At 57.3% G+C, this 24382-nt stretch carries 22 protein-coding genes; 12 read left to right on the top strand and 10 right to left on the bottom strand.

All coding sequences use genetic code 11. From position 1 onward, the window contains the following. Nucleotides 1-161 precede the first annotated feature (161 nt). Nucleotides 162-2057 carry an asparagine synthase (glutamine-hydrolyzing) gene (gene asnB / locus HQL76_05335; GenBank protein MBF0108579.1) on the top strand — a complete coding sequence of 632 codons (1896 nt, stop codon included), beginning with the start codon at nucleotides 162-164 and terminating at the stop codon, nucleotides 2055-2057. A gap of 29 nt (nucleotides 2058-2086) precedes the next feature. On the opposite strand, the gene HQL76_05330 is transcribed toward asnB, so the two are convergent. The 3 genes from HQL76_05330 to HQL76_05320 form a co-directional block, all read right to left on the bottom strand. Next, on the bottom strand, nucleotides 2087-3508 hold the full coding sequence (locus HQL76_05330) for a radical SAM protein (protein MBF0108578.1): 1422 nt from the start codon (nucleotides 3506-3508) through the stop codon (nucleotides 2087-2089). A 47-nt stretch (nucleotides 3509-3555) separates the two neighbouring features. After that, the gene (locus HQL76_05325) at nucleotides 3556-4494 is read right to left on the bottom strand and encodes a glycosyltransferase family 2 protein (GenBank protein ID MBF0108577.1); all 939 of its coding nucleotides are present in this window, start codon (nucleotides 4492-4494) and stop codon (nucleotides 3556-3558) included. A gap of 197 nt (nucleotides 4495-4691) precedes the next feature. Beyond that, nucleotides 4692-6257 carry a sigma-54-dependent Fis family transcriptional regulator gene (locus HQL76_05320; GenBank protein ID MBF0108576.1) on the bottom strand — a complete coding sequence of 522 codons (1566 nt, stop codon included), beginning with the start codon at nucleotides 6255-6257 and terminating at the stop codon, nucleotides 4692-4694. Nucleotides 6258-6600: 343 nt separating this feature from the next. Between HQL76_05320 and HQL76_05315 the strand changes: the two genes are divergently transcribed. Next, nucleotides 6601-6894, top strand: a complete 294-nt coding sequence (locus HQL76_05315; GenBank protein ID MBF0108575.1) for a hypothetical protein — start codon at nucleotides 6601-6603, stop codon at nucleotides 6892-6894. A gap of 6 nt (nucleotides 6895-6900) precedes the next feature. On the opposite strand, the gene HQL76_05310 is transcribed toward HQL76_05315, so the two are convergent. Next, complete coding sequence (locus HQL76_05310; GenBank protein ID MBF0108574.1) at nucleotides 6901-7338, bottom strand: IS1 family transposase; 438 nt, start codon at nucleotides 7336-7338, stop codon at nucleotides 6901-6903. Nucleotides 7339-7480: 142 nt separating this feature from the next. After that, on the bottom strand, nucleotides 7481-8893 hold the full coding sequence (locus HQL76_05305; protein MBF0108573.1) for a sigma 54-interacting transcriptional regulator: 1413 nt from the start codon (nucleotides 8891-8893) through the stop codon (nucleotides 7481-7483). Nucleotides 8894-9122: 229 nt separating this feature from the next. Here HQL76_05305 and HQL76_05300 point away from each other — a divergent pair, with 229 nt between their 5' ends. From HQL76_05300 to HQL76_05280, 5 genes are all read left to right on the top strand, one after another. Then, on the top strand, nucleotides 9123-9563 hold the full coding sequence (locus HQL76_05300; GenBank protein MBF0108572.1) for a cytochrome c: 441 nt from the start codon (nucleotides 9123-9125) through the stop codon (nucleotides 9561-9563). A gap of 12 nt (nucleotides 9564-9575) precedes the next feature. Then, complete coding sequence (locus HQL76_05295) at nucleotides 9576-10958, top strand: cbb3-type cytochrome c oxidase subunit I (GenBank protein ID MBF0108571.1); 1383 nt, start codon at nucleotides 9576-9578, stop codon at nucleotides 10956-10958. A gap of 73 nt (nucleotides 10959-11031) precedes the next feature. Continuing rightward, a complete protein-coding gene (locus HQL76_05290; protein MBF0108570.1) occupies nucleotides 11032-11838 on the top strand; it encodes a CbbQ/NirQ/NorQ/GpvN family protein in 807 nt (268 codons plus the stop codon). Beyond that, a complete protein-coding gene (locus HQL76_05285; GenBank protein MBF0108569.1) occupies nucleotides 11819-12835 on the top strand; it encodes a 4Fe-4S binding protein in 1017 nt (338 codons plus the stop codon). Before HQL76_05290 ends, HQL76_05285 begins: the two co-directional genes overlap by 20 nt. Further along, complete coding sequence (locus tag HQL76_05280; protein MBF0108568.1) at nucleotides 12799-14637, top strand: VWA domain-containing protein; 1839 nt, start codon at nucleotides 12799-12801, stop codon at nucleotides 14635-14637. The genes HQL76_05285 and HQL76_05280 overlap by 37 nt, the downstream gene beginning before the upstream one ends. A gap of 18 nt (nucleotides 14638-14655) precedes the next feature. Here HQL76_05280 and HQL76_05275 read toward each other — a convergent pair whose 3' ends face one another. The 5 genes from HQL76_05275 to HQL76_05255 all read right to left on the bottom strand — a co-directional run bounded on the left by HQL76_05275 (nucleotide 14656) and on the right by HQL76_05255 (nucleotide 19895). Continuing rightward, nucleotides 14656-15636, bottom strand: coding sequence for an Rpn family recombination-promoting nuclease/putative transposase (locus HQL76_05275; protein MBF0108567.1), 981 nt, complete (start codon nucleotides 15634-15636; stop codon nucleotides 14656-14658). A 98-nt stretch (nucleotides 15637-15734) separates the two neighbouring features. After that, entirely contained in the window at nucleotides 15735-17897 is a 2163-nt protein-coding gene (locus HQL76_05270) for a nitrite reductase (protein MBF0108566.1), read from the bottom strand. Next, the gene (locus HQL76_05265; protein MBF0108565.1) at nucleotides 17884-18549 is read right to left on the bottom strand and encodes a cytochrome b/b6 domain-containing protein; all 666 of its coding nucleotides are present in this window, start codon (nucleotides 18547-18549) and stop codon (nucleotides 17884-17886) included. The genes HQL76_05270 and HQL76_05265 overlap by 14 nt, the downstream gene beginning before the upstream one ends. Then, nucleotides 18539-19615, bottom strand: a complete 1077-nt coding sequence (locus tag HQL76_05260; protein ID MBF0108564.1) for a hypothetical protein — start codon at nucleotides 19613-19615, stop codon at nucleotides 18539-18541. The genes HQL76_05265 and HQL76_05260 overlap by 11 nt, the downstream gene beginning before the upstream one ends. Nucleotides 19616-19679: 64 nt before the next feature. Next, complete coding sequence (locus tag HQL76_05255; protein MBF0108563.1) at nucleotides 19680-19895, bottom strand: hypothetical protein; 216 nt, start codon at nucleotides 19893-19895, stop codon at nucleotides 19680-19682. On the opposite strand from HQL76_05255, the gene HQL76_05250 reads away from it, so the two are divergent. The 5 genes from HQL76_05250 (at nucleotide 19894) to HQL76_05230 (ending at nucleotide 24375) form a co-directional block, all read left to right on the top strand. Then, a complete protein-coding gene (locus HQL76_05250) occupies nucleotides 19894-21594 on the top strand; it encodes a sigma-54-dependent Fis family transcriptional regulator (GenBank protein MBF0108562.1) in 1701 nt (566 codons plus the stop codon). The two genes, HQL76_05255 and HQL76_05250, sit on opposite strands and share 2 nt — an antisense overlap. A 75-nt stretch (nucleotides 21595-21669) precedes the next feature. After that, on the top strand, nucleotides 21670-22365 hold the full coding sequence (locus HQL76_05245) for a hypothetical protein (protein MBF0108561.1): 696 nt from the start codon (nucleotides 21670-21672) through the stop codon (nucleotides 22363-22365). Nucleotides 22366-22406: 41 nt separating this feature from the next. Beyond that, nucleotides 22407-22766, top strand: a complete 360-nt coding sequence (locus HQL76_05240) for a hypothetical protein (GenBank protein MBF0108560.1) — start codon at nucleotides 22407-22409, stop codon at nucleotides 22764-22766. A 35-nt stretch (nucleotides 22767-22801) separates the two neighbouring features. After that, nucleotides 22802-23593 carry a hypothetical protein gene (locus HQL76_05235; protein MBF0108559.1) on the top strand — a complete coding sequence of 264 codons (792 nt, stop codon included), beginning with the start codon at nucleotides 22802-22804 and terminating at the stop codon, nucleotides 23591-23593. Between the two features lie 95 nt (nucleotides 23594-23688). After that, a complete protein-coding gene (locus HQL76_05230) occupies nucleotides 23689-24375 on the top strand; it encodes a hypothetical protein (GenBank protein ID MBF0108558.1) in 687 nt (228 codons plus the stop codon). Nucleotides 24376-24382: the final 7 nt, after the last annotated feature.

Here is a 24382-nt window from a genome sequence, read left to right as displayed (position 1 = left end):
ACTCCATCTTGGCCCATTTCGAGGCCGTTGGGAACGGGGCGGACCATACCATTAGACCCCTTTTTTCTTTCAATAATCCTGGACCCTGGGGGTACCTGGGGAGTTACCTTTTTTCTTAAAAATTGACACGCCCTATTGAATCTTGATCAAGCAGAAGGTCCATGTGTGGTATCGTTGGCTGGTTCGAACCAAAGCATACCGGTCGTGTTGAATCCATGTCCCGAATGGAAGCCATGGTGGCCGCCATTTCGCACCGGGGTCCCGATGCTTCCGCGCTTCATGCCGAACCGGGACTCTTCCTGGGACATGCCCGTTTGGCGGTCCTGGATCTGTCTTCCGCGGGAAAACAGCCCATGTCCTCGGCGGATGGAACTCTGATGATCAGCTATAACGGGGAAATCTATAATTTCAGGGAGCTTCGACGCCAACTGGAACATTCCGGCCATGGGTTCCGCACGGCAACCGATACCGAGGTCATCCTGGCGGCCTGGAAAGAATGGGGTACCGCCTGTCTGCAACGATTGGATGGCATCTTCGCCTTTGCCTTGTTCGACAGAAATGCACACTCCTTGTATCTGGTGCGCGACCATTTCGGGGTGAAACCTTTATTCTATCGGCAGACGGAAGGGAAAACGGTTTTTGCGTCGGAACCCTTGGCCATGTTCGGCCCCGGCATGCCGGTTCCCGAGCTTGAACCCGCCGATCTCGATCATTATTTCACCTTCAATTATCTGCCCGCGCCCCTGTCGGGATTGCGGGGGGTGCGGCAACTTCCGAGAGGACATTTCCTGGAACTTTCGGTCGAACGCATCCGACTGCATCGATATTGGCAATTGCCACTGGGACAGACCTCCACCCTTGGCGACGATGAACTGCTGGAAGCGTTCCAGGAAAAGGTGCGGCACGCGGTGACATCGCAACTGGTGAGCGATGCGCCGCTCGGAATTTTTCTGTCGGGGGGATTGGACTCGGGCCTGGTGGCCTCGTCGATTCGGGCCTCGGGTCGGAGACCGGAAGCCTTCTCCCTGGGATTCAAGGAGGTCCGATTCGATGAATCCACGTTGGCGGCCCAATGTGCCGACATACTGGAATTGCCTTTTCGCCGGATTGGTTTCACCTGGGAGAAGGCGGAAATCCTGGCGACGCTTGACGCCATGCGGGAATTGATGGCGGATGCCTCCTGTTTTCCCATGTATCAATTGGCCCGGGAGGCGCGAAATCGGGTGACGGTGGTCCTGTCGGGTGACGGTGGGGATGAACTTCTGGCCGGTTACGATACCTACAAGGCGGGCACGTTGATGCCGTGGCTGCGTGGCATTCCAAAAGGGGTGCGGGATGCCATTCTGTTTCTGACGAGCCGTTTTTCAGCCGATTCCGGACGCTACAGTCATCGGTTGGTGGCGGAACGTTTGCTGCTATCGGCTGCGGCGGGTCCGGGATATGACCATGCCTCCTTCCGCCGTATCTTTTTTGATCCGCTCAAGGAACGACTCTATGAACCCTCCTTTCTGCGTCAGGTTCGTGATCTGAACCCTTTAAAAACCTATGTGCAACGGATTGATGACGCGCTTGCCGTGCGGTGTTCCAGTCTCACCGCACGGCAGGCGGCGGACCTGGACCATTTTCTCCCCAGTGTGCTGGCCAAGGTGGACCGGATGAGCATGGCCCATGGGTTGGAAGTCAGGGTCCCTTTGTTGAATCGGGAGCTGGTCGAGTTTTGTTTTCAACTGCCCGATCGGGCCAAAAGAAGAGGAGGAAAGGGCAAGTTTTTGTCGCGGCAAATGGTTACCCGTCATTTGCCGCAAGAATATCTCACAAAACCAAAGGCGGGGTTCCTCCCTCCGGTCGATTCCTGGTTTCGTCATCCGGGTCCCATGTTCGAAGTCTTCCAGGATCATGTGCATTGGGCAATGCATCAGCCCCTGGGATGGCTGCGCTGGCCCGAAGTCGTTCATGCATGGGCCGACCATCGGACCGGCAGGATCAATATTGGATTCGCATTGTTGGGAATTCTCCAGTTCATCAACTGGCACAGACATCTGAATCGGCTTGTCTGATTGATTCATGGCCAAAGAAAGACCGAAAGTCAGCTTTTATAGGAGAGCGTCTTGAAAAACATACTGATTCCAATCCTGGCGTGTACTTTGAACTGCCTCCATGAGCGGATATGCCACAGGCGATCGATGAGGTAGGCGGGACGAAAGAAAAACTGTCGGTGTGATTGTTCCAGCCAATAGATCAATTGTTCCCGATTGAGATGTTCGGTCTCGAAAACGGGATTGTCCTGACGGTACTCCTTCCAATCAAATGTCTTGAGATAGTTTTTCTCCTTGAAGGATTGGAACAATTCCGTTCCCGGATAAGGGACGGCGATGGTGAAGTTCGCGGCATCGGGACGACAATTGATGGCCAGATCGATAGTTTCCCGAATGCTTTCTTCCGTTTCTCCTTCCAATCCCAGTATGAATCCGCAATGAGCGAAAATTCCCGCCTTCCGGGTCATGCGCACGACATCGATGACCTGTTCCGGGGTGACTTTCTTTTCGCGTTTGAGAATGGCCCGATTGCCACTTTCCACTCCGAAGAAGATGAATCCACAACCGGCACGACGCAAAAGACGCAAAAGTTCCAGATCCTTGATACGGTGAATGGTACTGGAAAATCCCCAGTTCAGTCTGATGTTGCGGTCGATGAGCATTTGTGCGATGGCTGCAACCCGTTTCAGATCGATGGTGAAATAAGGGTCCCGGATTTCGACATGAGTAATGCCAAAATCATGATGGAGATGGGCCAGTTCACGAACCGTCCGTTCCGCATCCATGGCGCGGTACCGGGCACCTTCGGTCTTTGAAATATCACAAAAGGAGCAGGTCATGGGACATCCCTTGCCAGTCACCGTGGCCATGTATTTTTCCGTCCTGGCATCCATGGAGGTCCACCATGGCGTGTACCCATTGTTCGCGACCATTTCATAGGGGAGCAGCGGCGTATGGTTGAAATTGGGTATATAGTGCCCCGTCGGGTTGGAGATCCAGGTCCCGGACTCGGGATGGCGGTGGTGCAGACCGGCAATGTCCGATAATTCCCCGCCTCCTTGTTCGAGCCGGGTCAAAAGACGGGGGAGGGTCTGTTCCGCTTCGCCTGACAAGACGTAATCGATGGCATCGCAAAAAAAATCCCGCGGCAGGCTGTTGGCGTGATAACCCCCCACGATGATCCTGATCCGGGGAAACCGGTTTCTCAGTCGGCGGATCAGATACATGATGTCGGAAAATTCGCAGGTAAAGGAGGTAAATCCCACCATGTCGGGATTTGCGATGGCAATCCGGGTGAAAATTTGTTCTTCGGTCAGCCCCAGGGAATAGCCGTCGAGGATTTCGGGTTCATGCCGTGCCTGTTTCAGAAAGGCGGAGAGCCAGACAAAAGTGATCGGCGGAGATTTGAACAGAGGAGGTTTGACCGCTCCGGTAGCGATTGATTTGGGCACGGCAAGGAAAAGAATTCTCATTTGATCCCCCTGGATGATCGAATTCCAGTTTGGAATTTCATGCCGGGTCAAAGTTTTGTTTCTGAAAGTTTTGAAATTTCCTTGTGATAGATCCGGGAATTGATAAAAGAATCGACTGAAAACGAAGCGATCAGCAGCGGGATGGAGGCAAGCAGATGCAAACCCACTTGCATGCCGCCGCCAATCGTGAATTGATGGGACGCAAGAAGGATGAGCATGTTGAAAATAATTCCAATGATCATGAGGAGCAGGTTGATGCGATAGGGTCTGAATACCGAAGTGATCGCAAAGACGAACGCGAATGTACGAAATGCATCCTTGAAATAATTGACTTTGGACCGGCCCACCCGCTTCGCATAGTCGATCGGGAGAAAAAAGACGCTGTGATGCGTTTGCAGAAACAATACGGTCAAGGTGGTGGTGAAGGAAAAGGTGGGACACAGGATGGAACGGTAGTCCAAAATGTTGTATTTATGGAAGACTCTGAATCCACTGTTAAAATCTGGGCACTTGATGCCGGACAGCAATAAAATGGTATAGTAGAGCGCCCTGCGAAAAAACCGTCCCAGGAGGGAGGTGTTGTCGGGTGTCCAGGTTCGTTGTCCGACGACCATGTCGTAGCTGGACAGGTTGCGGATGAGCAGAGGAAGCTGATTGGCGGGGTAGGTGCCATCGGCATCCATGATGGCAATGGTGGCAAAACGGGAAATCCGGATGCCATCCATGATGGCATTGCCATATCCCAGGTTGATTTGATGAACCAGAACCCTGGCGTTGGCCTCCAGGGCCAGTGTACGGGTTCGATCCGAGGATCCATCGTCAACGACGATGATCTCATAGTCGATGTCCGTCTCATCCATGGCCTGTTGGATATTTTTTATGGTCATCTCGATGGCTTTTTCTTCATTCTTGCAAGGAATGATGATGGAGATGGCATGTATTTGTTCCTGGAGAAATATTTCTCCATGTTCGGTCTGGTTGGCCATTGTTCGTTCCCTTCGGAACTTCGAGGTGGATGCATGTCATGATGATCAGGTTTCATGGTACCCTTATGGAGATTCAAGTTCCATGACTGAAGTTCCATTGCGCAAAATCGTCATGACAGTGCCCCCCATGTTGTCAATTACGCCCCCACGAAACGCCAACCGGGGTTGACGAGACCTGGACACGACATGATCCTGCTTCACTCCTCCATCAAACGAAAGGTGGGACTGAGTTTCTTTTCGATCTGGTACAGTTTGATCTTGTTGTGCAGCGATTGCCGCGTAATCTCCAGTAATGCCGCCGCCTGGATCTTGTTTCCCTTTGTCTTTTGCAGCGCCTTCAGAATAAGCCTGATCTCGGTATTCCTGCGGTGAAAAGGCAATGAAAAGGAATCGCTGTCCCCCTCCCGGTCGGAAAACGCTGGATCCCGCAGGGAACAGTGATCCACGGAAATGGTTTCCCCATCGGTCGTCAGAGCAACCAACCGTTCGACCTCATGCTGCAACTGCCGGACATTTCCCGGCCAGTCGTGGATTTCAAACAATTCCATCACCTCGCCGGAAAAGCCGCGAACATTCTTGTTGAACCGGGCATTGATCTCCTCCAGAAACATCAATGCCAACGGTATGATGTCCTCCCGGCGCCTGTTGAGGGGCGGAATGGTGATGTCCACCGAAAACAGACGGAAAAACAAATCCTCGCGAAACCCCCCCTTCTTCACCTCTTCACGCAGGTCCCGGCTCGATGCACTGATGATGCGAAACTGATAACGATGAATCTTCTGCCCCCCCAACCGCTTCCCCTCGCTCTCCTGAATCGCGCGCAGAAACTTGGGTTGAATCGACAACGGCATGTCGGCAATCTCATCCAGAAACAACGTCCCCCCCGAGGCCTCCTCGAACCGACCCATGCGCGCACTCACAGCGCCGGTAAACGCCCCCTTCTCATAGCCAAAAAATTCACTTTCCATCAATGTTTCAGGAATCGAGGAACAATTGACCGCCACAAAAGGACGGTTGCGGCGATCCTCGCTCGATTCATGAATCAACCGGGCAATCACCTCCTTGCCTGTTCCGCTGGCTCCCGTGATGAAAACATTCACCGGCAGCGGACCCACCTTGCTTGCCACATCCAAAACCTGCCGCATCGCCTGACTGGTCGCAATGAAACGATGCTTCCCTTTCAAAATTTCACCCGTCCGGGTGATCTCCTCGTGCATCCCGCGGGAAATCCGAATGATCTCCTCGCTGACACGATTGTTTTCGATCGAAAGCGCCAGGAACTTGACAATTCGCCGCAGCAACGCCACATCCGTTTCATCAAAATCATTCGGCTCCGCTTTGTTCAATATTTCAACGGCCCCAAGGGTATAATTTCCCACAATGCTGATGATGGGAACACACAGAATGTTGCGCGTGGTAAATTCGGTCCTTCGATCAACCTCCTGATGGAATCCGGCACTCTGGTCCAGTCGGCCACGAATCACCGGTTTTCCGGTGGTGATGGCCTGACCAACAATGCTGCCACTCTTCGGCGCTATGATTTCTTTTTCTTTCAACCCGGTACCAAACTGCAACCAAATATCCTCGGAATCGGCATCGGTCAAAAAAATACTGCATCGCTCCGCACTGAAGAGCGCCGGAAAAATCTCCACGAAAAACTGCATGAGGTCCTCGTAATCATGCGTCCCCCACGCCCGATTGATCCGGTCGAGCAGTGATTTAAGGTTGACGAGCCTCTGGTGGATGTCCCCAGGTTTGTTCATGATTTTATCCCATTGACCATCCGATCATGACCCCATCGTCCCCCGACGACAGTCACGAATCCCTGACAGAACACGCTTAATTGGATTATTCGTAGATCGAATGGAAAATATTGAGACATTTCTTCATAATATTTACATAAATGAAAAATTTTTATAATAAGAATTTTCTATTTCCATTCCATGAATGGAATCCATCATGATGCCACATGAATTCCATTTCGTTCCGGTCACAAAAAGGCTTCGACAGGAGAAAACAATTCCTCCGTGGCACATTGTTCAATATTCTGGCTTGATTCTTGCTTACTAGATCATGTCATCAAATATCATTATGGGGGACCGGATCATGGCAGGCTTTCGTGGAGGGAATCGCAAGGGAATCAACGGACTGATCGCCCTGGCGGTGAGCGGTGGGCTGTTGGCGTCGGCGGCACCGGCGCATGCCGACAAGGAAGACGCCGCCCTCATCCTGGTCGGCTTCATTCTGGGAGGGGCGCGCGATCTCGGCGGCGACAAGTACAATCCGCGCCGCACGGGACTCAAGGCGATGGTCCCCCGATCGCACTCCAGGCCGGAAATGCTCCCCGTGGTCCTCGGCGCTGCCGAAAGACCCGCTCTTGCATCCCGCGATCATCACTGACGCCGATCAACCTGCGGCAATCTTGGCCGCGGTGCGGCGATTGCGGCTGCGTACCCCGGTCGGCGGCGCGGACAACCGGGAAAGCTGCTGGAATACCCCCACGACCTCCCCTTCGGGTATGCCGAGAATCCGTGAAATATCGTTGACATCGGCGCCATCCAAGGCAAGTTCGATGATCCGGGTGCGCCTGGAAGAAACTTCCGGTGGACTGTACCGCATCGATTGCGCGGCTTGACGATAGTTCAACAGAAAAATGGTCCGCTCACAGCGCGGATCCTGGCAACAATAGCGCTGTTCACCATTGGGTTGTTTTCCATATTTGACCACATTGAGACCGTTGCAAGCGGGGCAGCGTACCTGAGTCAGAGCCATGTCGGTGTTTCCCTGGAACAGATGAAGAAATTCGTGAAAGATGCCATCCGGAATCATGAACTCAACGACCATGCCAATCCACATCCAAACAGATCACCATTGATTCAATTACATTTTTTCAATCCCTGAATTTCAATCCCTGAAAAAAGTGGAACTTTCTGCCGCTGCCAACTGGCAAATAGTTCCCCCAGTCAATCCATGATGGGACGCCGTTTCAAGAAAATTTCTCCCGATCATCCTGTCCGGAATCACACCCCTTGTCCATTCCGTATCGTTTCAATCGATGCCACAGGGTGGTGCGGGACATTCCCAATTTTTCCGCCGCCAGAACCTTGTTGCCACCGGTCTCCCTCAGGGCGTCGAGGATCCGCTTCCTCTCCGATTCGTCACTGGTTTTACGATAATAGTGCGCCACTTTGCGGGATGATGGTTCAGCAGCCGCAAACGCACGTTTCCCGGACGGCGCGATTTTTTTCAAGGCCCCCATGGGCAGGTGTTCCGGTCGGATCACCCTTCCCAGGGAATGCACAAGGGCATATTCCAGGACATTACCCAATTCCCGCACGTTGCCGGGCCAGTCATGGTCATTCAAGATGGCCATGGCCTCGCCGGAAAACCGGACCCCATCCCGGCCATACTGTTGTGACAGTTCCTCCAACAGCACCTCGACGAGCAGGGGGACATCTCCCAGCCGCTCACGCAACGGCGGCGCCTGAATCGGCAGGACATTCAACCGGTAATAAAGGTCCTCCCGAAATCTGCCCTGGCGGACCATGGCGGCCAGGTCCCGGTTGGTGGCCGTGACAATCCGGATGTCCACGGTTCTCGGTTTGTTCTCTCCCAACCGCTCCACCTCCCTCTCCTGTAACACCCGAAGCAGTTTCACCTGGGTGACCGGAGAAATCTCGCCAATCTCATCCAGCAGGATCGTCCCTCCGTGGGCCGCCTCGAAACGACCGATCCGGTCACTCCGTGCCCCGGTAAACGCCCCTTTGACGTGACCAAACAGTTCGGACTCCAAAAGAGTGTCTGGAAACGAGGCGCAATGGACCCGGACGTAGGGACCTTTGCTCCGGGTCGAGTTGTCATGCAGCGCCTTGGCAATCAACTCCTTGCCGGTTCCGCTCTCGCCCTGGATCAGAACGGTGGCGTTGCTGATGGCCGCCCGCATGATGGCGCGGAAAAGCTCCCGCATGGCCGGGCTGTGGCCGATCATGCCGCCCAGACGCAGCCGTTCCCGGGCCTCCTCCTCCAGCAACGCCTCCCGGGTCCGATCCCTCAGGATGATCGCATAGCGCTCCAATCCCGCTTCATCGGAAAGCAATACCGCCCACATGCGCAAAATGATCTGGACTCCGTCCGGTCGGTCCATGGCCAGATCCAGCATGCGCGTCTGCTGATCGCGGGTCGGAATCAAGGCACAGTCCTCCCGCGCGGCACAGGCCCGGGCACATTCGGTTCCGTTGAACAGGCCCGGACAGAACTGACCGATCACCGCATCGCAATCCTGGCCGATCATCCTCGACGCGGCACGGTTGATGGCGATGATGCATCGATTCCGGTCCAGGAAGAGAACCCCCTCTTCCAGGCCGTCGAGAAAAGGACGCAGGGACTCCATGCTGTTCACCCGATGATGTTCATACGCTGCATGCTGACAGTAAACTTGACTGTAATGTTAACACTCTTGCACCAACCATTTCCAGAATAAATTTTAATTTTTCACAGTTTTTTCAACATGTTGTTTCCATGGCACAAAATTCGCCTTGACTGTTCTCATTGATATTCAGCGACCGGGAATCAACACCCGCACCGCACATGGCGCAAACAATGCCACATTGAAAGGAGTGATCCAAACCATGCGTGAACGATTTACCAAATCAACCGCCCGCAACATTTTCTACGGCGGTTCCATGTTTTTCATTCTTCTGTTCCTGGTGCTGACCCTGGGCACGGTCCGCGCCCTGCCCGAACGAGACCACCGGGAAAACATCACTCCGGCGGTGGCCCTGGGAAAAAAAGTCTGGGAGGACAACAACTGCATCGGCTGCCACACCTTGTTGGGCGAAGGGGCCTATTTCGCGCCGGAATTGGGAAACGTCTACGAACGGCGCGGCGGAGACAATGGCGGCAAGGAGTTCATCAAATCCTGGATCGCCGCCATGCCAACCGGCGTGGCGGGACGGCGACAAATGCCTGCCTTCAACCTGTCGGAAGAGGAACTGAACGCGGTGGCTGAATTCCTGAAATGGACCAACAAGATCGATACAGCCGGCTGGCCACCAAACATCGAAGGATAATGGAGAAAAAGGATGACCTACCCATCACAAGCCGTCGCCAAGCCCTACTTCATCGCCGCCCTGGGACTCTTCGCGGGACAGATCATTTTCGGACTGATCATGGGGCTGCAATATGTCATCGGGGATTTCCTCTTTCCCTACATTCCCTTCAACGTGGCCCGCATGGTCCACACCAACCTGTTGATCGTCTGGCTGCTGTTCGGGTTCATGGGGGCAACCTATTATCTGATCCCCGAGGAGAGCGAAACCGAACTGCACAGCCCCCTGCTGGCCCGCATTCTTTTCTGGACCTTCCTGGTGGCAGGGGCCTTGACCATCCTGGGCTATCTGATGGTCCCCTACGCCGCCCTGGCCAAAGCCACGGGCAACGACCTGCTCCCCACCATGGGACGCGAGTTTCTCGAACAGCCGACCCTGACCAAGATCGGTATCGTCATCGTCGCCCTGGGATTCCTCTATAACGTGGGCATGACAGTCCTGAAAGGACGCAAAACCGCCATCAGCATGGTGTTGTTGATCGGTCTGCTGGGCTTGGCGCTCCTGTTCCTCTTCTCCTTCTACAATCCCACCAATCTGGTGCTGGACAAATTCTTCTGGTGGTGGGTGGTGCATCTGTGGGTTGAAGGGGTGTGGGAACTGATCCTGGGGGCCATTCTCGCCTTCATCCTCATCAAGGTGACCGGAGTGGATCGGGAGGTGATCGAAAAATGGCTCTATGTGATCATTGCCATGACATTGATTACTGGAATCATCGGTACTGGACATCACTATTTCTGGATCGGCACCCCGGAATACTGGCAATGGTTGGGATCGATCTTTTCCGCCCTGGAACCGATTCCCTTCTTCATGATGGTGGTCTTCGCCTTCAACATGATCAACCGCCGCCGGCGCAATCATCCCAACAAGGCGGCCACCCTGTGGGCCCTTGGAACCGCCGTCATGGCCTTCCTGGGGGCGGGCGTCTGGGGCTTCATGCACACCCTGGCCCCGGTCAACTATTACACCCACGGCACCCAGATCACCGCTGCCCATGGCCACTTGGCCTTCTTCGGCGCCTACGCCATGATCGTGATGGCCATCATCTCCTACGCCATGCCGCTGTTGCGCGGTCACGGCGCCACCAGCGGCGAACGTTCCCAGAAACTGGAAATCTGGTCCTTCTGGCTGATGTGCGGCGCCATGCTCTGCATCACCCTTTTCCTGACCGGCGCCGGAATCTTGCAGGTCCATCTGCAACGCATCGCCGAAAAACCGGTCGGCTTCATGGACGGCCAGGAACAGATCAGCCTCTTCTATTGGTTGCGCGAGTGGGCCGGCGTGGTCTTCGCCATCGGCCTGGTCCTCTACCTGTGGAGCTTCTTCGCCGACCGCAAAAAGATTGCGGCCCCGGTCTGATGTTTCAGGGACGGACCGGGCCATCCGGTTCGTCTCCTCTTTCTCACGACCTTCGAGGAAGATCGTCATGGATATGAAAACACCCGCCACCGCCCTGCACGACGCGCCGTTCTACCAACCGCTGGGCAACGAAACCGCCCTGTTCGAATACGCCTGGCGCAATCAACTGCCTTTGCTCATCAAAGGCCCCACCGGCTGCGGCAAGACCCGCTTCGTGGAACACATGGCCCATCGGCTGGGGCGACCCTTGTTTACCGTCTCGTGCCACGATGATCTGACCGCCGCCGACCTGGTGGGACGGCACCTGATCGGCAACGGGGGGGCCACCTATTGGAACGACGGACCGCTGACCCGGGCGGTGCGGGAGGGGGGAATCTGCTATCTCGACGAAGTGGTGGAGGCGCGCAAGGACACCACCGTGGTCCTGCACCCCCTGGCCGATCATCGGCGCTGCCTGCCCATCGAACGAACCGGCGAGGAGCTGCCGGCCCCCCCCGAGTTCATGCTGGTGATCTCCTACAACCCCGGCTACCAAAACCTGATGAAAGGCTTGAAACCCAGCACCCGGCAGCGTTTCGTGGCCCTCAACCTTTCCCTGCCCGCCCCGGAACTGGAGACGAAAATCCTGATCGGCGAAAGCGCGACCGGGCCGGCCATGGCAGGTCGATTGGTCAATCTGGGCAATGCGTTGCGCGCCCTGAAGGATCATGACCTGGAGGAGGCGGTCAGCACCCGCCTGCTGGTCTATGCCGCCCGGCTGATCCAGGGAGGCTTTGAACCGGTAGCAGCCTGCCGGGCAGCGATTGCCGAGCCTTTGAGCGACGAACCGGAAACCGTCGAAGCCCTGATGGAAGTCATCCATGCCACGTTCGGTCAATAATTGCCGCCCGTGTACGCGGAGTTTGTCCCATGACCGTCTCCAGGCCGGACGTCTGGTCACCCGGGTGTTGTTTTTTCTGCTGTTCCTGCTGGCGCCGGCCCTGGATCTCTTCCGGCTCGACCTGGACACGGGCGGCTTCATCCTGTTTGGCCGAAAGCTCTCCCTGGGGCTTGCCGGCATCTCCGGAGAAGCGCCAGTGGATCCCCTGACGGCAGGCCTGTCGATTCTGACCCATGCCATCATCCCGGTGGTCCTGATCATCGCCGTGGTGTTGATCGTCTCCTGGCGTTACGGTCGGCTCTACTGCGGCTGGCTCTGCCCCCACTTCTCGGTGGTGGCGATGATCAATGCGCTCATGATCCGGGCACGGGGCAAACCGACCCTGTGGGAGCCGGCCACCCGACCAAACAACCCCTGGGGCTGGATCGTGACCCTCCTTGCCGCGCTTGTCATGGCCTTTGTCTGGGCGGTGTTCGGCCTCACCTACCTGATCCCCCCCCCGGAGGTGTTCCACAACCTGCTCCATGCCACTCCGACACCAAACCAGGCACGGTTCATCGGGATCGGTACGTTGCTGTTCTTCATCGATTTCCTGTTTGCCCGCCATCTTTTTTGCCGTTTCGGCTGTGCGGCGGGACTCTTTCAAAGCCTGCCGTGGATGGCCAACCGCACCGCCCTGCTCCCTTTGTTCGCCCGAGAACGGGCCGGTAACTGCCGGGGGTGTCCTCAATCCTGCGACACGGCCTGCCCCATGCGACTGAAACCGCGTGGCGGAAAAAACGCGATCGCCACCTGCACCCAGTGCGGTCTCTGTCTGCAAGCCTGTGACCGGGAACGGGGAAACACCCTTGCTGGAAGCCCCCTGACATGGATGAGCGGACCTGCGGTCCTTCCCCGCTCCGGTGGATATACAGAACTGCCCCAGGCCATCCCAACACATCGATCCGAAAGGAAACCATCATGGAAAAGCATGTCGGCGCCCTCTGGGACCGAATGATTGCAAAAAGCGCCTCGCGCCGCCATCCCGCGGCCAGAGTGGCGCTGGAGGATGTCCGGATCCCGGTGGGCGTGCTGTTCCGCGCCCTGGGTGGCGATGGGAGACTGGGTATCGAGGCGGTCACCGATTCCCGGCATCAGGCCCGCCGGGGATGGCTCGACCGGTTGGCCGGAAACGACGCGAAAACCCCCTGGTTCTGGCGCGACGGGCGTGCCCTGCGCCTGCCGGCAACCCTGGATCTGTTCCCCGAACCCGGATTGAACCGGGAACTCTATCTCTGGATGGCGGCCCTGGCGGCCCTGGCGGAGAAAAACGAATCCGAAGATTGGTTCGCGAGCAACCAGGACCACACCCACCGGTTGCTGCACCAGTTCCCGGGAATGCAGTCTCGTTATGAGCGACTGGTAACGGCCCATCTGGCCCAGCGGCCCGACCCCGCCAAATTGCCCCCGGACCAGGCGACCCGGGAACGCGCGGTGTGCGCGGCGCTCAAGAAACCGGGAAGCGTACCGCTCCTGCCAACGGCGGCAGGAACGCCCTGGCCGGTTCCATTGTGGTCCCATCCCACCCCCCCCGTCATGGCGAACGCAGGGGCCAGGCCAGATGATGACACACGGAAAAACGGTTCGGGCGAATCGCGAAGTGCCGCACAAAAAAAGCGGCGGCAGGGACGCTACATGGCGCCGCCAAAAAAAGAAGGTGGGCTGCTCCTGCACCGCTTTGAATCAATCTTCAGTTGGGCCGATTTCATCAACGTGGACCGCGCCACCGATGAGGAAGAGGATCTGGAAACAGCGGAAAAGACCGCCGACGACCTGGAATTCCTCGGTCTCACCCGGGACCGCCAGTCGAGCGCCAGGCGGCTTCGTTTCGATCTGGACCTGCCTCCCGAATCCCGCGATGACATTTCCCTGGGCGCAGGCATCCTCCTGCCCGAGTGGGATTGGCGTCAACAACGGTTGCTCCCCAACCACTGCCGCATCCAGCCCATGGTCGCCCGAAATGCCCAACCCATGGCGTTGCCCCAACATTTGGCAGGAACGGCCCGCAGGCTGCGGGCCCAGTTCGCGTCCGTGCGGCTGGGGCGCTCCTGGATAAAGCGGCAGCGTGACGGGATGGAACTGGATCTGGAAGCCTACATTCGCTACCAGGGGGCACGTCTGGCCGGAACGGATTCCGTGGCCGAGGACCATCTTTATCGGGATTTGCGCCGTCAGGATCGCAATCTTGCCACGCTGTTGCTGGCGGACCTCTCCCTCTCCACCGACACCTGGATCAACGATGAAACGCGCATCATCGATCTGATCCGCGACGCCCTGTTTCTCTTCGCGGAAGCCCTTTCGGCCTCCCGCGACCGCTTCGCCCTCTACGGGTTCTCCTCCCGCCGGCACACGCATGTGCGCTTCCATGAAATCAAATCCTTCGACACCCCCTGCGATGATCGGATCCTGGGACGCATCCAGGCCGTCAAACCCGGCTTCTACACCCGCATGGGAGCGGCGATCCGCCATGGGACCACCCTACTGGCCCGACAACCGGCGGCCAGGCGGCTACTGCTGTTACTCACCGATGGCAAGCCCAACGACATCGATCACTATGAGGGCCGATACGGCATCGAAGACACGCGCATGGCGGTGTTGGAAGCGCAAAAAGCCGGAGTCCAACCCTTTTGCGTCACCATGGACCGAGAAGCAACGAACTACTCGACGCACCTGTTCGGGCCGGGTGGGTTTGCCCAGATCCGGCAGGCATCGGAGTTGCCACGCAAACTGCCCCTCCTTTACCACCGGTTGACCGGATGACACGTTCGGTCGGTCCCGTCACTCCTTGTCCGAAAACACCTCCGCCAACGACCGGGCCGTGACAAAACGCAAGCTCCATGCCTCCAGGGCTGCGGAACCGGCCCCGGAAATACGTTTGAGAATTTCCTCGGGCATGGCGCCGAAACGCAGCGTCAACTGCCGTATCAACAGATCCGCCATCCCTTCCTGCCGCCCTTCCTTCAAACCTTTCTGCAAACCTTTCTGCAAACCTTTCTGCAAACCTTCCTCCAGCCCCTCCAACCGCCCTATTCCGTAAGTCGATTGAACCATGCTGGCCTGGTCATGAAGGTCCTCTTTATAATATTCATAGGACCTTCGCTCCGACTCCGAAAGTTTCATGATATCGAGCCGCTCCTTGGCCTTGAGCAAACCACGGGCGGTAAATTCATCGCGAATCTCCTCGTTCTTCAAAAAATAGATCCACTCATCCAGGGTGTCCCGCGTCACATCGTCAAAACGGTTGACCCTGATCAGATAATATTCGGGAAACAGGTCCGGCACCGAACGGGAATGGAACAATGCCTTCTGTCCTTCGCTGAGATTCAATTCATCTTTCGTGTGCAACCCGGTAAAGGTCGTCCTGCCCCGATAAACATAGTCCGTCCCCTGGCCAAGGTCGAAATAGACGATGCTCACCGAAATTACCTTGGGAATGTCGGAATACGGTTCTCCCTCATCGATGTGTTCCGTGACCACCTTGGCGGTTCCGTACAGCAGACGTTGCAGATAATCCAATTCGCGTTGATATTGCAATTCGATCAGGATCAACTCCCCCTGGGTATTCTTCACCTTGATGTCAACACGATTGAACTTGTCGAACCGCCCTTCCCGGTTGCTTTCGCTCTCCAGGATTTCCTCGATAAGCATTTCCTCTCCGAGCAGTTCGCTCAGAAATCCTTCGAGGATTTCAAAATTCGCCTTGTTGCGCAAAAACTGCTTCAAGGCCCAGTCAAAACTGATCAGACGGCGCTGTTTCATGTAGCCATTCCCCAAAACGCTCCTGCCCCGACTGCTTCACGACCTCCACCGGGAAGGGAAATCCCTTCCCGGCTCCATCGATGGTTTGGTGAATCAGATCACTGAGGTTTGTTCTCCAATTCGGGAAGATGCCGCAGTTCGCGGGCACGGTCGGAGGTGTAGCCAAGTTTGTCGAAATCGAGAATCCCCTGCTCCGCATGACACTCGCGACAGGTCCGACCATCCTTCTTGATGCCATGATTGACCATGAGCGATGCCATCTGCCGCATCCAGTGTTTTTCGACGTTTTTAAATTCATCCTTTTCGTTCAGAGGAAAATCCGCCGACCAGGTTTCGACACCGAAATAGGTCATGAAGGCATCCATCATGTACACCTTGAACGGAGTTTCGTACATGCGGCGGACGATCGGACTCTTGATGGCGGTCTTGACCGATTTGACCGGATCGCCCGTCTCATAGTAGGTCGCATAGTCGAACGGCAGAATCATCGCCCCGAACAACCCCTGATTGCCCATGTCCTCATACATGCGTGCGTTGAACAATTTGAACGGGGTGATGCGGCTGATCCCCTTCTTCATCAAGGGACGGATTTTCTCCTCGACCCACAACCGCCGTTTCTCAATCTGTTCGGGGGTAAAATGGCTCAGAGGGTTGGCCGCCTCGCGCACATACTGTTCCACGTCGATGTCGGGATAGGACTCCTTCAATTTTTCAGCAGCAGCGCGAATGGCCGCCAACACCTCGGGATCGTCGATCTTGACCAGTTGATTCATCAAAGGGTTGTAACGGTTGTCCCCGGTGGGATTGTCCCCCAGGGCGTTCGCCAGGAAGGTGCCGTTGCCATTGAACCACAGATAGGTCATCCCCTTGCCCGGCTTGCCCGATTGATAGACATCGACATAGGTAAAGACCCCTTCCTCCTTGTTCCAGACCGGATAGACCCAATCGCGCAAAACCACATTGTAAGGGGCCAGTTCCTTGATATGGCAGGTTTCGCATGCCAGACGGGCGACATGGCCGTTGAGGATGGCCCGGTTTTCGACATCACGCACATGTGGCGCCGCCGTATGACACCCCTCGCAGGAGACCGGTTTCTCCGGAAGATCGTTGGCCACCAGATCGACCCCGTGCAGGCCACGGGGAATCTTGTGTCCCTCGGGAACGTGACAATCCAGACAGCTCATGCCCGCCGCCGAATGGACATCGGTCGATGGGCTGAACGGGGTCGCCCGTTTGGCGCCATCATGAAGAAACCGTTCGTTGACATGGCCCAGGTTTTTCGCCGCCCGGTTTCCCGCGAAAGCGTCGCCACCCAGGTTGTGCTGATGACAGTTGAGGCAACTGTCCACCTTGGGGGTCCCCACCGTCAGCGCCGCGCGCAAGGAACGGTCCTGGTTCCAACGCCGTCCGTTCTTGTCCGAAATGACGACCCGCTGGTTCATGTCATAGACATCGGCATGGCAGATCAAACAGTCGATCCCCTCCTTGGCCGTCGCCGCGACATCGCCGACCGGCATCATCTTTTCGGTCGCGGGATGATAGTTGCCACCGATATGGCACTGGCCACACCCCTCCGAACGCATGACCACCTCGCCGTGCGCCGATTCAGGTTTGCTCTTGACCAGTTCCGCCCAGCCCGTCCAGGAAAACGATCCCGGAATGCCGCACGCCCGGTCGATTTTGCCCATGGGAATGTTGATCAACGAATCCCCCGCATTGACCTCCCGGCCATCGAAACCAAACGTGGAAAATCCCCTTGAGTTTTTCTGGAACCGGAAATGGACCGTGTCCACGACATCGTCCATGGTATTCACCTTCTTCCATCCCCCCTTGCCATCGTTTGCATGCATGTCGGCATGGCACTGCAAACAGGTGGACGGTCCCTCGTAACGGTGAATCCCCGCCCTTTGAAAATAGACGATATGGGGGTAGGGGCTGTCATCGATCACCGATTTCAATCCCATCACCCGTTCGCGTCGCAGACGCTCAATGAATGGATTGCCCTCGTCGGGAATAAGTTCCCGTCCCCTTCGTTCGCGATAGGGCCGAGTCAGTTCCTCGGCAAGCGACTTGATTTCCCGGTCGTTCAATTCCTTCGACCCTTCATAGGTCAAGGGGGCGTTGACAACCCCGGTATAACTCTCGAAGAACAGCGGATACAACCATGTCACCCCCGCCCAAACAATCAGCGCGATCATCAACCATCGGATCATGATGATTTTTCTTCGCGTCCCTTTTCCAACTCCCTCACCGGCGTTCATGGTCGTTCTCCTTGTCAATGGTAATCTCTTCCCATCCAGAAAGCATTTTTTCAATCTGACTGGTCATCGTTCTTCCCACCGTGACCAGATACACATGACCAATGAAAAACACCGCCAACGCCACCCCCACCAGATAATGAAGCACCGCCGCGGGCCACAGGCCATCCATGCCCAGGATCCGCCCGGGGGCCCACTCCGGCACCCACAACATCAACCCCGTGACGATGACCACCGGCACCAGCAGATACATGACCGCCAGATAAGTCATCTGCTGCAACGGATTGAACTTCTGACTCCACGTCGCCGGAAACGGATGCGCACGCCCCGCGAAGATGCCCCGGGAGTAGAAGTCAGCCTGTTCGAGCAACCGCCGCAAAAGCCCCTTCATCACCGGACGGTAATGCCGCAGATTGCCACTCCACGGATTGGCCACCACGAACACGGCGAATCCCACACTCATCAACAGTCCACAGACATTGTGCAGCACCCGCGCCGTGGCAAAGGCGATCACCGGGGCATCGGGATCGGCAAAATGAAGACTGACGCCGCTGACCAACAGCAGGATGAACAGTATCGCGTTGCTCCAGTGCCAGAGGCGCAACCACAACGGATAGAGCATGACTTTTTTTCTGGTAACCTCATCAAAGTTCATTTTTCACTCTCCTTCGCGTCGCGATCCAACGCCCTGCCCCATGCAGCAACACCCCCAGCAGCGCCCCGCCCACCCCCAGGATTCCCAGGCCGTCCAACAGCGGATGCCGCGTCATCCCGATCACATAGTAATCGCTCAAGACCACCCCGTTGATGAACCCCAACTGCCGTTCGCTTTCATGCAGACGGTATTTGTAGAGTTTGGTCAACAGGATCGAATCACGGCTGTGGCAGGCGACGCAATGGCGTTCCGCCCGTGTGGCCGGTTCGATGGCATGAATCACCGATCCCGGTCGCGGAGTATGACAATCCAGACAGCGCACCGCCGCCAGATGCATCCCCGGCCTGGGTATGACCTGATGACGCTCCTCGTTTGCCACGGTTTCCCGATGGCATTCCAGGCACAGGGCATTATCGCGTCCCACCACATCCGCTTCGGCCTGCAAACGATTTTCCAGCCGGCTCTCATGAGGATCATGACATGAAAAACAATCGAATCCCTTCACCTGCCGCTGCACATGGACGCTCTTTTGAAACTGGGCCGTGATCCCCACCAGGCGCATCCGTTGGATCAGTTTTTCCCCCTGATGACAATCGGCGCACGAGGTAAACTCGGTGATCCCCTCGGGCCGGTGCGGCAGCGTGGCGAAGTCCCCCTTGTGACATGAAACACAGGCCTGCCGGCCATGATCCGACCGTAAAAACGTTTCGTAGGCGACATGGAGGTCGCGAAACGCCGCGGAACCATCGCTATAACCCAACGTCGGCATCCCGTGGCAGCGCTGGCAGACGGCGTTTTGCCGTTCCACCTCCGCCACGTCCATCCCCGCCGTCCCCGATCCGACCCCGGAGGCGGCGGCACGAGACACCGGCCCGGCAATCATCAGAACCAACAGAAAAACAAGGATATGCAACCAGCCGCCCCATCTTCCCGTTCCCCCCCCCGGTCCGCCACCCCGCAAAAAACGAACGATCCCACCCCCGGCTGGACACGCCGTCATCGCTCCATGGTTCATGACATCCTCTCCACCATTCAAGTGCAATCGGACCACGTTCATCCCGTCCACGAAGGGCCATCCCCCGACAGTGCATTGCCAACGACTGGAAATTCATCTTCTGAAAAATTTATCTTCAGAAATATAACACGCATCGATCATGCCAGTCATCGAATGGCGAAAATCGATTGAATTCAACAATGATAACAGAAGAAAAATAAATCACATCCCTTTTTTGTCCGATCATGGAGACAATTTGTCTTGACACATTTTGTTCCATGACGCATTCTGTTTCACGCGCTGGCCCGGCGTTTTCATCCATCGTCCTCCCCCCCCCGCCATTCATTCCCATGCCCAAGGTTCCAGGAAAGATTCTCTGTGTCGATGATGATCCGGGAATCCTTCATTTTTTCGCGGTCGTCCTGCGTGAGGCGGGCCATGAGGTGGAAAAGGCCGATTCGATGGCGACGGCGAGCGATCTGCTCGGGAAAAACACCTTCGATCTGGTGGTCTCCGACATCATGCTTGGTGACGCCACCGGTCTGGATCTGGTGCGGCGGTTGCGCCATACCGACGCCGGGGCCTACGTCATTCTGGTGACCGGCAACCCGACCCTGGAAACGGCCCAGGAGGCGCTGCACCAGGGTGTCTTCGACTACATTCCCAAACCGGTCGCCCCCAACACCCTTCTCGAACGGGTCCGCCGCGCCCTGGAACACAAGGCGCTGCGCGACGAACGAAACGCCATTCAACAAAATCTTCAGGCGATCTTCCGCAGCGTCCAGGAGGCGATCATTTCGGTGGACGCCCGCCATGCCATTCGGGAAATCAACGATGCCGCGCTGCGCATCTGTGGTCTGTCCTCGGACATGATCGGTCGCTCGTTCCTGGAAATCATCCCCTGCGCCGCCCTTCGGGAGCTGGTCCAACGTGTTTTCGACGAACGTCGTCCGGTGGAACGGGCGGAATTGACCTGTCAGAATGCCCATGGCCGGAATCAGGTCATCCATGTCTCGGTCTCGCCGCTTTTGGACGATGGCAGCGCCTTCACCGGGGCAGTGGTGGTGATCCTCGATTTCACCCGCATGGCCCAGATGGAACAGAGTCGCCGTGACCGGAGCCGTTTCCACGGCATGATGGGACAAAGCGTCGCCATGAGACGGATCTTCACCCTCATCGAAGACCTGGCCGCCGTCGAAACGACCGTCCTGATCACCGGCGAAAGCGGTACCGGCAAGGAACTGGTGGCAGAAGCGCTCCATTTCCAGGGGGCGCGGGGCAAGGGTCCGCTGATCAAGGTCAACTGTGCCGGCCTGACCGAAACCCTTCTGGAAAGCGAACTCTTCGGCCATGTCAAGGGGGCCTTCACCGGGGCCTTCCGCGACAAGATCGGTCGCTTCCAGATGGCCGACAAGGGAACGCTGTTTCTCGACGAGATCGGCGACATCAGCCCCGGAATGCAAACCCGGCTGTTGCGGGTTCTCCAGGAGAAGACCATCGAAAAGGTCGGCGACGCCCATCCGATACCGGTCGATGTCCGCATCATCGCCGCCACCAACCGCAACCTGCCCGAACGGGTCGCCGCCGGGACCTTCCGGGAAGATCTTTTCTATCGCCTGAACGTCGTCGAGATACAACTCCCGCCCCTCCGGGAACGGGTGGATGACATCAGTCTGCTGACCGACCAGTTCATCCGCAAATTTTGCGTCAAGTTCAACAAGTCCATCGATTCGGTGACCGAAGAAGTGATGAACGTCCTGCAAAACTATTCCTGGCCGGGGAATGTCCGTGAACTGGAACATGTCATCGAACGGGCCTTCGTGGTCTGCCGCGAGCGGATCATCGACCTGGGCCATCTCCCCGCCGCCCTCGTCGCCGGGACCAGCCCCACCACCCAGTCCTTCATCCATGAGGATGGAGGCGACTCGGAACGAACCCGGATATTGAAGATTCTCGAACAGGTCCGTTTCAACAAGGGCAAAGCGGCAAAACTCCTTGGCGTCAGCCGCAGCACGCTGTATCGCAAGCTTGAAAGTTTGAAAATCATCTAATCTCCCCATCAGCCGATTCCGATATACGCCATATCCCCGAATCAACCGCAGTCGTGAAGTGGCGAGGAGATACAGATGAAGGATTTGCTCAGGCACCTGGGTAAACGCGGCAAACGTCTCATGCTTGCGGGCCTCGTGACCCCTGCCATGGCCTCGTGTGGCCATACCATCGATCCGACCATGGCGGACCTTCCCATCTATGACATGCCCGCCGCCGTCGTGGTGAAGACCCCACCGGCGCGGTTGAACGGCGGATTGGCCGCGCAACCTGGAACCATGGCTCCGGCACTGCCGCCCTTCATGGCCCCTGGCGCGGTCGCGGGCATGGCGGGGCCGATGCCCGCCAACACCATGGTACCTCTGGCGGACGGTTCGATGGCCATGTCCCAGCCCTTCGGCGCCACGATATTGCAACAATCGCCGATTACCGTGCAACACCCTTCGGCGGTGATCCCCCAGGCGCCGATCTGGGTAGGCAATCCGCCGATGCCGATCCCGGCGCCGCCGGTCATCATCAATCAACCCGGTTTTTCGTTCAATCAGGCGGAAATCGTCGTCCATCCGCCACGGGTGGAATTCGTGGAAACCATCGTGATGCCGCCGCAGATCCTGGCGGCGCCCGTGATACAGGTGCCACCACCACCGGCGCCACCACCCGCACCGGAACCGCCACCCCCTGTCAAACCCAAGGAGACACCACCGCCGCCGCCACCACCGATACCCAAGGTTCAACCAACCATTCCTCCGGAAGATGTCCTTCCACCGAAGTGAACGGAAACGGTTGGGCATCAAGCAAGCGTAAGGAACGGGCCATGTGTCGAAAAAAGAAACTGATGCTGACGCTCCTGATGGGCCTTCTGCCCGGGCTTGAATCAGCCGACGCGGGACAGCTGATGGTACCCCATCAGGAGCAGGACGAGGTCATCGTCCACACCTATCCCGAGAAGTTCGCCCATCCTGTCGATTATTGGTGGCATTTGAATCCATCGCAGGCGGGGGCCTGGGATTATTTTTCACCGGTCAACGACCCGTATCAGCCCATCGTCGTGGAGCAGGGAGCTCCCGGCACCCGCCCTCTGGAGGTCATGGGGGTCGGACTGAAGAAACTGGCAGCCCGATATGCGTCTCCCGAGGCCACGGGATCACCGCTCTACCATGGTAGAGGAAAGTGAACGCAATGTTTTTCCGCTCACATGAAGGAATGAACATGACTACATCTTCGGTAAAAGGTCGCTCGTCCATCTCCCTCCTGGCCGGCGCCGTCCTGCTGACCGCCAGCCTGACCGTTGGCCACAAGGCCCATGCCGACGCCGCCACTGCCACCGTTCTGGGAGGTGCTGCCCTCTATTCTTCGCTGATGCATGCCGCCGAGCCAAGGGTCCCGGCTCCGGTGTTCCCCCAGGCGTCGGTCCCGCCGGCGCCGATCATCGCGCAACCGGTAGCGATGGCCATGCCCGCGCTTTCACCGCTGCACGAGCCGACCGTCTACACCTCGGTGTCGCCGACCGCCCCCGAACAACCACGCATTCCCATGATGCAGCCGATTTCCTATCAGGTCTCGGCGCCGTCGCTGCCGCCGCTCAACATGCCCAGTTACCAGTCGGGTCCGATGATGCAGCAACCGTTGCAACTGCCGCCACAATCGATGCAAATGCAAATGCCGCAGCAATCGCTGCAATTGCCGCCACAGTCGATGCCGATGCAAATGCCGCAGCAACCCATGCCGATGCAAATGCCGCAACAGTCGATGCAGGTGCCGCAACTGTCCGCGGGCAGCCCCTCCCTGGCCGGTTTTCAGGGGGGCAGCCTGCCCATGATGCAACAATCGGCCATGCTGCCCCAGCAAGGCGCCACGATGTCCATTCCTCCGGGGATGATGGCGCAACAGACCGCGGGGTTGCCGCCGCAGACCACCATCGTCGGGCAACAGGGGACCCTGGCGGGTCAAGGAGGCTACACGACCTCCATGCCGGCCAACACATTCGCCTACGCCCGTTGACGGAATCAAGACTTCCATCGGGATGGCCCTGCCGGGAACGCGCCTGAAGGCAGGGCATCCCCGACCTCTTCATGAAAAATCGAAGGGAAACCACCATGAACCTTTCCAAAGCCAAACGCCCTGGAACATCTCCCCTGATTTCGGGCCTGGCGATGATCCTCCTGGTTCTGGGAGGCTCCGTTCATGCCGATGGCGGCAGTCCCAAGGGGATGACCGATGCCACCCCCGAAGTCAAACCACTTCGAGAGTTCATCTATTATCCCAACTATGCCCAATCGCCCTACAATTACCAGTCCACGGGCGATTTCGCCCATACTCCCCTGGTCATCCCCTCTTCGGTCCCGGTCATTCAACAGCCATCGCATCTGATCGTCGAGGGTCCACCGCCGATGCCGCCACTTCCCGCCGTCGCCACGGCCCCTGCCTTGCCGCAATCGCCGGCAATCCTCGGGACGCCGGGACTGTCGCAACCATCGACCGCCCTCGGGACACTGCCTCCATCCACCAACGGCATGGTTCTCGGACCCAACGGTCCCAGCATGCCGCCGATGCGTGGCTTCAGCCTTCACGTCGGCAGTTCCATGGATGCCACCCATGCCGACCTGCTGATGCGGCAGATCATCGACGCCGGCGTCCCCGGCTACCGCCGCCCGATGTCCTTCAAGGGGCTGACCTGGGAACAGGTCCATGCGGGTCCCTTCGAAAGCCACGAAAAGGTCACCGAGGTCGCCAAACTGCTTCAGGAACGGTTGCAGATTCAGGGAAGAATCGTCGCCCATTGATCCGGAT

The sequence above is a fragment of the Magnetococcales bacterium genome (assembly GCA_015228815.1).
GTDB lineage: Bacteria > Pseudomonadota > Magnetococcia > Magnetococcales > UBA8363 > UBA8363.
This window is presented reverse-complemented; position numbering and strand designations above follow the sequence as displayed.